This window comes from Bartonella sp. MU70NMGDW (assembly GCF_042194085.1).
Taxonomy (GTDB): domain Bacteria; phylum Pseudomonadota; class Alphaproteobacteria; order Rhizobiales; family Rhizobiaceae; genus Bartonella; species Bartonella grahamii.
The window spans coordinates 1-542 of sequence record NZ_JBHIMK010000567.1; the positions used below are offsets into that span (position 1 = coordinate 1).

Annotated in this window: 1 pseudogene; it reads right to left on the reverse strand. The window is 48.7% G+C overall.

The annotated features are described in order from the left end of the window. Window positions 1-542, reverse strand: a pseudogene (locus tag ACFIKE_RS12205) (filamentous hemagglutinin); the annotation flags it as partial.

Genomic DNA, 542 nt, shown 5'->3' on the forward strand with positions numbered 1-542 from the left:
GCGGTGTTGCGGTTGAGAGAGCCAATGATTTGTCCAGCATCTTGCCCCATCGCCCTCTGTCCAGTTGTATCAGTAAGAATGATAGTCCCATCGCTGATAGCAGATTTGGTTTCCCCTTCTGCTCCATCCTTGGCTTTGCCGTGATTTAAAACATTCTTGGCAATGTTCTTTATCGTGTCATTCCCAGAAAGGCTAAACCCATGGCTGCTGGCTTTAGCATGCGCACTGTTGGAAATATCACTGGTGCTAATGCTTCCAGTGGTCAGACTGTTTTTGTTCGCCGAGGCTGTGCTGGAAATAAGTCCTCCGGTCAGCGTTGTTTTGTCTTTAACGTTGATCTTAAAGCCGCCATCACCCGCTTTGATGCCTGATTGCTCCACAACACTATGATAATCGCTGGAGGATTTATCCTTTTGGAAAGAGGCGCTCATGGAGCCCCCACCACCCGTTTGTCCAGCACCAAAACCAACAGAAACAGAGTTTTGCTTGCTGGAAGTTTGTCCCGTATCACTGCGGCTGGTAATGGCAAAATCACCCCCTAC